Annotated in this window: 8 protein-coding genes; 2 read left to right on the top strand and 6 right to left on the bottom strand. The window is 71.2% G+C overall.

The features are described from left to right. Positions 1–64: 64 nt before the first annotated feature. Both WEB03_RS14440 and WEB03_RS14445 read left to right on the top strand, forming a co-directional pair. Entirely contained in the window at positions 65–841 is a 777-nt protein-coding gene (locus WEB03_RS14440) for a deoxyribonuclease IV (RefSeq protein WP_368071620.1), read from the top strand. A gap of 431 nt (positions 842–1272) precedes the next feature. Beyond that, a complete protein-coding gene (locus WEB03_RS14445; protein WP_368071621.1) occupies positions 1273–3282 on the top strand; it encodes an aconitate hydratase in 2010 nt (669 codons plus the stop codon). Positions 3283–3309: 27 nt separating this feature from the next. On the opposite strand, the gene WEB03_RS14450 is transcribed toward WEB03_RS14445, so the two are convergent. The 6 genes from WEB03_RS14450 to gcvH all read right to left on the bottom strand — a co-directional run bounded on the left by WEB03_RS14450 (position 3310) and on the right by gcvH (position 7771). Further along, positions 3310–3834: a MerR family transcriptional regulator gene (locus tag WEB03_RS14450; protein ID WP_368071622.1), complete on the bottom strand. Its 525-nt coding sequence runs from the start codon at positions 3832–3834 to the stop codon at positions 3310–3312. 323 nt (positions 3835–4157) lie between these two features. Continuing rightward, positions 4158–4667, bottom strand: coding sequence for a bifunctional nuclease family protein (locus WEB03_RS14455; RefSeq protein ID WP_368071623.1), 510 nt, complete (start codon positions 4665–4667; stop codon positions 4158–4160). A 148-nt stretch (positions 4668–4815) separates the two neighbouring features. Continuing rightward, positions 4816–6036, bottom strand: coding sequence for a D-alanyl-D-alanine carboxypeptidase family protein (locus WEB03_RS14460; RefSeq protein ID WP_368071624.1), 1221 nt, complete (start codon positions 6034–6036; stop codon positions 4816–4818). Continuing rightward, positions 6033–6773: a MerR family transcriptional regulator gene (locus tag WEB03_RS14465; RefSeq protein ID WP_368071625.1), complete on the bottom strand. Its 741-nt coding sequence runs from the start codon at positions 6771–6773 to the stop codon at positions 6033–6035. Before WEB03_RS14465 ends, WEB03_RS14460 begins: the two co-directional genes overlap by 4 nt. Beyond that, a complete protein-coding gene (locus tag WEB03_RS14470; protein ID WP_368071626.1) occupies positions 6770–7270 on the bottom strand; it encodes an FHA domain-containing protein in 501 nt (166 codons plus the stop codon). The genes WEB03_RS14465 and WEB03_RS14470 overlap by 4 nt, the downstream gene beginning before the upstream one ends. Before the next feature lie 114 nt (positions 7271–7384). Continuing rightward, positions 7385–7771, bottom strand: coding sequence for a glycine cleavage system protein GcvH (gcvH, locus tag WEB03_RS14475; protein WP_368071627.1), 387 nt, complete (start codon positions 7769–7771; stop codon positions 7385–7387). Positions 7772–7773 lie beyond the last annotated feature (2 nt).

Here is a 7773-nt window from a genome sequence, read left to right on the forward strand (position 1 = left end):
CCCCGCGGACCGCCGCTCGTGCGGTTCCGCCCGCCCCTCGGATCCGTCGTCACAGGAGCCCACGATGCGCATCGGCGCCCACGTCCGCGCCACCGATCCGTTGGCCGCCGCAGCGGAACGGGAGGCGGACATCGTCCAGCTCTTCCTCTCCGCTCCGCAGCAGTTCAAGGGCCCCAAGGTCCGGGACGACGCCGACGAGCTGCGGACGTCGCAGGTGGGGATCTACGTCCACGCGCCGTACCTGATCAACGTCGCGACACCGAACAACCGCGTCCGTCACCCGAGCCGGCAACTGCTGGAGAAGACCGTGCGTGCCGCCGAAGCCATCGGCGCCGAGGGCGTGATCGTCCACGGCGGCCACGTCGGCGCGGATGACGACATCGAGGTGGGTTTCGGCCACTGGCGGTCCACCTTGGAGCGCCTCGAGACCTCCGTACCGATCCTGATCGAGAACACCGCCGGTGGCGACAACGCGATCGCCCGGCACTTCGACCGGATCGGTCGACTGTGGGAGGTGATCGACGGGCTCACGACGCCCTTCGGGCTCTGCCTCGACACCTGTCACACCCACGCTGGCGGTGAGGACGTCGCGGGGTCGGTCGAACGCATCCTCGCCTTGACGGGCCGCATCGACCTCGTGCACCTCAACGACTCGAAGGATGCACGCGGCTCCGGACGCGACCGCCACCAGAACCTCGGCAAGGGCGAGATAGACCTCGCCGCCCTGGTCGACGTGGTCCGAGCGGCGGACGCCGACGTGATCCTCGAGACCCCGGAACCCGACGGCGGCGAACACGCCGGCGAGATCGCCTTCCTCCGGGGACAGCTCGCCACGAACTGAGTACGGAACGTCGCCACGACCGCGCACGGAACACGCGTAGGCGCCGGCTTCGTGCGCCGGCCAGCCGGACCCATCGGTCGCTCCGTGGTGCAACTTCCTGGGCCACACCCCAGGAAGTTGCACCACCTCGCCCGCTCGAGCCGGTGCTGACCGTCACCGCCGCAACTTCCTGGGCTGGAGCCCAGGTTCCGTCAGAACACCGTCGACAACTGCAGAGCACGTCCGCTGCCGAGCGATCCTTCAGCCGGCGAGATCGCGTTCCTGGCCTCCGAGGACGCCAGCGACATCATCGGCGCATGCGTGCCCCTCTCACCGCCAAGCTCGGCTGAGCCTCCACCGGCCCCGGACGCGACATCCGTTGCCCACTCGTCCGGGGCCACCGAGAGCCCACCGGTCTACGGTCGCTGGTGTCGCCGACTCAGTGAGGTCCCGTGGGAGAGAACGTCGCTCGCAAGGTCCTGGCCGACCACCTCGTCGAGGGTGAGCTGACCCCGGGGTCGCCGATCGGGCTCCGGATCGACCAGACCCTCACCCAGGACGCGACGGGCACGCTGGTGATGCTCGAACTCGAGGCCATGGGTCTCGACCGGGTCCGCACCGAGGTGTCGGCGCAGTACGTCGACCACAACCTCGTACAGGAGGACCACAAGAACCCCGACGACCACATCTTCCTGCGCTCGGCCTGCGAGCGGTTCGGGGTGTGGTTCTCGCGGCCCGGCAACGGCATCTCCCACCCGGTCCACCAGGAACGCTTCGGTCGCCCCGGCGCGACCATGGCGGGCTCGGACTCGCACACCCCTGCCGCGGGCGCCATCGGGATGATCGCCATCGGCTCGGGGGGCCTCGACGTGGCCATGGCCATGGCAGGCGAGCCGTTGCGGATCAAGTGCCCGCAGATCTGGGGGGTCGAGCTCACCGGTGCACTGTCGCCGTGGGTGAGCGCCAAGGACGTCATCCTCGAGCTGTTGCGACGCCACGGGGTGGACGGCGGCGTCGGCCGCATCATCGAGTACCACGGTCCCGGCGTCGCGACGCTGACCGCGATGGACCGCCACGTGATCTGCAACATGGGCGCCGAGCTCGGTGCGACGACGTCCATCTTCCCGGCCGACGACGAGGTCAACCGCTTCCTCACCCGCCAGGGCCGCGAGGAGGACTTCACCGAGCTGGTCGCCGACGACGACGCCACCTACGACGTGACCGACTCGCTGGACCTGTCCGAGGTCGAGCCGCTCATCGCCCTCCCAACATCCCCTGGCAACGTCGTCCCGGTCCGCGAGGTGGCGGGCCAACCCATCGCCCAGGCCTACCTCGGCTCGTCCGCCAACCCGGGGTACCGCGACTTCGCGGTCGCGGCCGAGATGCTCGCCGCGACGGGCGCCAGGATCGCCGACGACGTCTCGTTCGACGTCAACCCCACCAGCCGGCAGATCCTCGGTGAGCTGATCCGCGACGGGCACCTGCTGCCGCTCGTCCGCGCTGGAGCGCGGCTGCACCAGGCCGGGTGCAACGGCTGCATCGGCATGGGACAGGCCCCACCGACGGGCCGCATCAGCCTGCGGACCACCCCGCGCAACTTCCCTGGCCGTTCCGGCACCGTCGATGACGAGGTGCACCTGTGCTCACCGGAGACCGTGGTCGCCTCGGCGATCACCGGGGTCATCACCGACCCGAGGGACTTCGCCGAGGAGCGTGACCTCACCTACCCCCGGATCGATGAGACCGCCGACGCGCTGCTCGACACCGAGCTGCTGCTCGCGCCGTTGCCTCCCGAGGAGGCCCGGCAGGTCGAGATCATCAAGGGTCCGAACATCGCCACCCTCCCCGACTTCGAGCCCCTCCCCGACGAGCTCGAGCTCGAGGTGCTGCTCGAGACCGGCGACGACGTGTCGACCGACGAGATCCTCCGCGCCGGCGCCGCCGTCCTGCCGTTCCGCTCGAACATCCCCGAGATCGCCAGGTTCGCGTTCGACGTGATCGACCCGACCTACCACGATCGCGCCACCGCGGTCCTGGACGAGGGCGGCGACGGACACGCCGTGATCGGTGGGAGCAACTACGGCCAGGGCAGCTCACGCGAGCACGCGGCGCTCGCCCCCCGTCACGTCGGGCTCCGGGCCACCCTGGTGGAGAGCTACGCCCGCATCCACTGGCAGAACCTCGCGAACTTCGGCGTCCTGCCCCTGCAGTTCCGCGATCCGGCTGACCGCGAGCAGGTGTCGCAGGGCGACACGATCCGGTTGCGCGGCCTGCACGAGGCGCTCGACAGCGGAAGCGGTGAGGTCGTGGTCGAGAACGTGACGACCGGCAGCACCTTCACGGTGCGGCACGAGCTGTCGTCCGGTCAGGTCGAACGGATCCGCTCCGGTGGCGTCATCCGGTTCATGAAGCAGCAGCTGCAGGGCGAGCAGCAGGAGCCGTCCGACCGCAGCGTCGAGTGATCGCGCCGCGGGACCCGTGACGGCGGGTCAGTGCTGTTCGGTGCCCGTCGCCCGCTCGGCGGCCTCGAGCTTCGCGAGTTCGGTCGCGGCGTCGTCGAGACGCTCGGAGGGGAAGTCGGCGACCTCCCCACGCAGCTCGTCGACGACCGGGTCGAGGGCGATCGCGAAGACCCCCTGCCCGTGCATGACGAGGTCGAGGACCTCGCGCTCGTCGGTGAGCAGGAAGACCGAGTCGCCCTGGCTGATGAGGGTCGCGTCGGCCAGCGAGTGGCCACGGGCGTGGAGCTGCTCGACCGCGGTGCGCACCTTCTGGAGCGACACCCCGGCGTCGAGCAGTCGCTTGACGACGCGCAGGCGCACCACATCGTCGAACGAGTACAGCCGCTGGGTCCCCGACCCCTCCGCCTTGCGGAGGGACGGCTCCACGAGGCCCGTCCGGGCCCAGTAGTCGAGCTGTCGGTAGGTGATCCCGACGATCCGGCACACGGTCGGGCCGCGGTAGCCCTCGCGCGGTGCCGCATCGCCGACGTCGAGGCTGAGCTGTCCGCCCACGGCTGGCTCCACAGATCGGGCCGCGGGCACCCGGAGGCGGCGCGGCTGGCGGTCCTTCGTCGAGGGCCTGGAGGCCCTCCCCTGGGAGCGTCACCCGAGCGGGGTGGTGGTCGCGGTGGGGCTTGCCCTCCCCTCCGCGAGTTGCACGCGTGGAACTCCCGACCTGAGGCTACGCGTGTGGCGGGCCGGGTGTCAACGACCGGTGGAGGTTCAGGGAGCGGACGAGCGTCTGACCCTCCACTTGAGGTCGAGGGTCAGACGAGGTTCGTGGGGAGCACTCCCCCGCACCGTGCCTCCACGCGACGCCCGTGAGCGATGGTGCCTCAGCCGTTGCCCTCGAAGTCGGACGGGGTCACCTGGTCGAGGAACTCGCGGAACTGACGGACCTCCTCCTCGGCGTCGACCCCGTGCTCACCGTCCTCGTCGGTCCGGTCGATCTCCAGACCGGCCTCCTCGAGGACGTGCTCCGCGGCCAGCACCGGGACGTCCTCGAAGCGCGCTGCGAGCGCGATGGCGTCGCTCGGACGTGCGGTGACCGTCCAGGTGCGATCCCCCTGGCGGAGGTGCAGCTCGGCGTAGAAGGTGCCGTCCTGCAGGTCGGTCACGTGCACCGCCGTCAACGCGACCTCGGTCGCGCTCAGGACGCTGACGAACAGGTCGTGGGTCAGCGGACGAGGCGTCTCGACGCCCTGGAGGGCGAAGGCGATGGCGGTCGCCTCGACCGCCCCGATCCAGATCGGTAGGTACCGCGTCCCCCCGACCTCCCGCAGGAGGACGATGGGCTGGTTCGCCGGCAGCTCGACGCGCACCCCGATCAGCTCCATCTCGATCACGTGTGCCTCCCGTGGGATCGCTGGTCGGGTGCGGCGCCGCGACGGTCGAGCAGGAGCCGCGGACACCGAGGCTAGCGGCTGCCCCTCACCGGTCCCCGGGGCGACGGTGTCCGAACGCGAAGCTCCGTCGGGGCGCCGGTCGGGGCGCTCACGCTGCGGGGACGAGCTCGTCCTCGGCGGCGAACGCGGCACGCAGCGCGGCGTAGATCCCGTCCGCCGCGGCGCGCCCGATGGCCGCCCCCTCGCCGGTGGGTGGCTCCGGCTCGGCGTCCGTGACCGGCTGGAACCCTGCATCGACCGACGCGACCTGCTGACCATCGAGGCGGACCGGCACGGACACGGGATCCCCACCGGGGAGGCGGACGGGGATCGGCACGTCGAGCTGCGCATCGGCGCCGGCGGGGACCACGACCGGCGTGGGGGGTACCACGAGGTTCCACCGGGCACCGGCGGCCAGGAGCACCAGCTCGGCGGACAGGGTCCGGTCGACGAACCGATCGAAGCCGTGGTCGAGCAGCGTGGCGGCGTCGCGGAAGCGCTCCGGGTCCGGTCCCGCACCGAGGACGACCGCGATCAGCTCACGCTCACCGCGTCGAGCGCTGGCGACCACGCTGTTGCCGGCCGCCTCGGTGTAGCCCGTCTTGACGCCGGTCGCGCCCGGGTAGTCGCCGATGAGCAGGTTGCGGTTCTCGCCCGGCTCGCGGTCGGGCAGCTGCACCTCGGGGGCGCCGACGATCCGGCGCAGGTCCGGGTCGGCGAGCAGCACGCGCGTCAGCGTGGCCAGGTCGCGAGCGCTCAGACGTTGGTCGTCGTCGAGCCCGCTCGGCGAGGTGAGGTGGACCTCGTCCGGGCCGACCCGGAGCCCGACGGCCCGCGCCGTCTCGGACATCAACTCGACGAAACCGTCGAGGTCACCGCCCACGGCCGTGGCGAGCGCCTCGGCGGCGTCGTTCCCCGACCGCACGAGGATCCCCTGGAGGAGCTGCTCGATGGTCCACCGCTCCCCCGGCTGGAGCCCCACCGAGGCCCCAGGGGCGAGCACCTCGTCCCCCACCTGCACCTCGTCGTCGAGCTGGGTGTTCGCGGCCACGGTGAGAGCGGTCAGGATCTTGACGGTCGAGGCGACCGGACGCCGCTCGTCGGCCGCGTGGGCCGACAGGACCTGACCCGTCGCCGCGTCCACCAGCAGGTGGACGGGTGCCGCCAGCTCAGGCGCGTCGGGCCAGGTCGTGGTCATCGCGCCCTCGATCACCGGTCGAGACGGCGGCTCGAGCTGGGCGGTCGCCGGTGTGGCGACGAGGACGGTGAGGGCGAGCAGGACGAGCGACGCGACGAGCGAGGCGGTGCGACCCGGTCGACACGACGTCACGGTCGCAGCAGCGACCGGAGCTGGGCGGCGAGCAGGGCCCGGTGCAGCCGGCCGCCCACGTCCGCGAGGTGCTCGGCCCGCGCCGTCGCTTGACGACGGGAATCGGGGTTGCGCTGTCGCAGCAACCCCGCTGTCATCTGTTCGGCGAGCGCGGCTTCCCGATCCGCGAACTGGCGGTACATCCGCAGGTGGCGGACCTCGAGCCCGTCCTCGAGCAGCGCGGAAGCGAGCTTGCCGACGATCAGATCGTCGCCGTCGTAGATCGCACGGTCGGGCAGCAGCCCGTGGTCGCGCAGCTCGCGGACCTGCCGCTCGGTCAGCCCGGTCGCGTCCGCGAGCTCGCGCAGGCTCAGGTGCACGTCGCTGGCCGCTGCCCCGAGGAGTGGGGTGCTCGGCGGGGCCGCGGCACCCGGCACCTCCGTTGCCGCCGCAGGCGCGTCCACGTCGCTCGAGGGATCCGCGTCATCGGGGTCGAGAGCCACGGTCGGCGGCAGACCCGCATCGATGCGAGCGAGCTCGTCCTTGATGACCTTGAGCGGCAGGTAGCGGTCACGCTGCGCGCGCAGGACGTACCGCAGCCGGTCGACGTCGGCACCCGTGAACTTGCGGTACCCCGACTCGGTCCGGTCCGGGTTGATCAGCCCCTCGGCCTCGAGGAAACGGATCTTGGAGATCGTGATGTCGTCGAACTCGTCCTTCAGGCGGTTCAGGACCTCACCGATGGTGTGGGTCGTCACCGAGCCGAACCGTCCGCACCGACGTACAGCAGCTTGAACCGACCGATCTGCAGCTCCTCGCCGGAGGCGAGCACCCGCTCCTCGACCCGTTCGCCGTTCACGTAGGACCCGTTGAGGCTGCCGAGATCGCGGACCACCACCCCGTCGTCGGTGTGGTGCAGCTCAGCGTGACGTCGAGACACGGTGACATCGTCGAGGAAGATGTCCGCGTCGGGGTGACGACCGATCGTGGTCTGCTCGCGGTCGAGCAGGAAGCGACTGCCCGCGTTCGGACCTCGGACGACCACGAGCATGCCCGTGCCGGGAGCGAGGTGCGGCAGGTCATCCGGCTCGTGCGACGGATCGAGCGCACCGAGCTCGATCGCGGCCGTCGTGTCGTTCGGCGACGCGACGGCATCCTCGAGCGGCGTCCCACACGCTGCACAGAACCGCGCGTCCTCGCCGACGGGTTGACCGCAGTGGCTGCAGAACACTCGAGGCTCCCCTCCGTCGTTCACGACACCGTCGAGGTCCTGTTCGACCTCGGGTCGAGGTCGAGGTGACGGTCCCGCCGGCGCGGGACGGCAGCCTAGACCCTCGCACCAGGCCGCGCGGGTGGACGCTCGGTCCCGTCAGGTCCCGGTCAGCGATCGGTACCCGTCGGCGTCGAGCAGCCCTTCGAGCTCGTCGCGGTCGCCCGGGCGGATGGCGACCATCCACCCATCCCCGTAGGGGTCGGCGTTGACCAGCTCGGGGCGTTCATCGAGCTCCTCGTTGCGCTCCACGACGGTGCCCGAGATGGGGGCGTACAGGTCGGACACCGACTTGGTCGACTCGACCTCGCCGAACGCCTGACCGGCGGCGACGTCAGCGCCGGGCGACGGCAGATCGACGTAGACCACGTCACCGAGCTGGTCCTGCGCGAAGTGCGTCACGCCGATGACGACGACCTCGCCGTCGTCGCGGGTCCACTCGTGCTTGTCGGTGTAACGCAGATGGCTGGGCGTGTCGCTGGACACGT

This window comes from Nitriliruptor sp. (genome assembly GCF_040882075.1).
Taxonomy (GTDB): Bacteria; Actinomycetota; Nitriliruptoria; order Nitriliruptorales; family Nitriliruptoraceae; genus Nitriliruptor.

What these genes read in the sequence shown, in the direction of transcription:
- WEB03_RS14440 (WP_368071620.1), top strand. Translation starts at nt 65, where the DNA reads ATGCGCATCGGCGCCCACGTCCGCGCCACCGATCCGTTGGCCGCCGCA.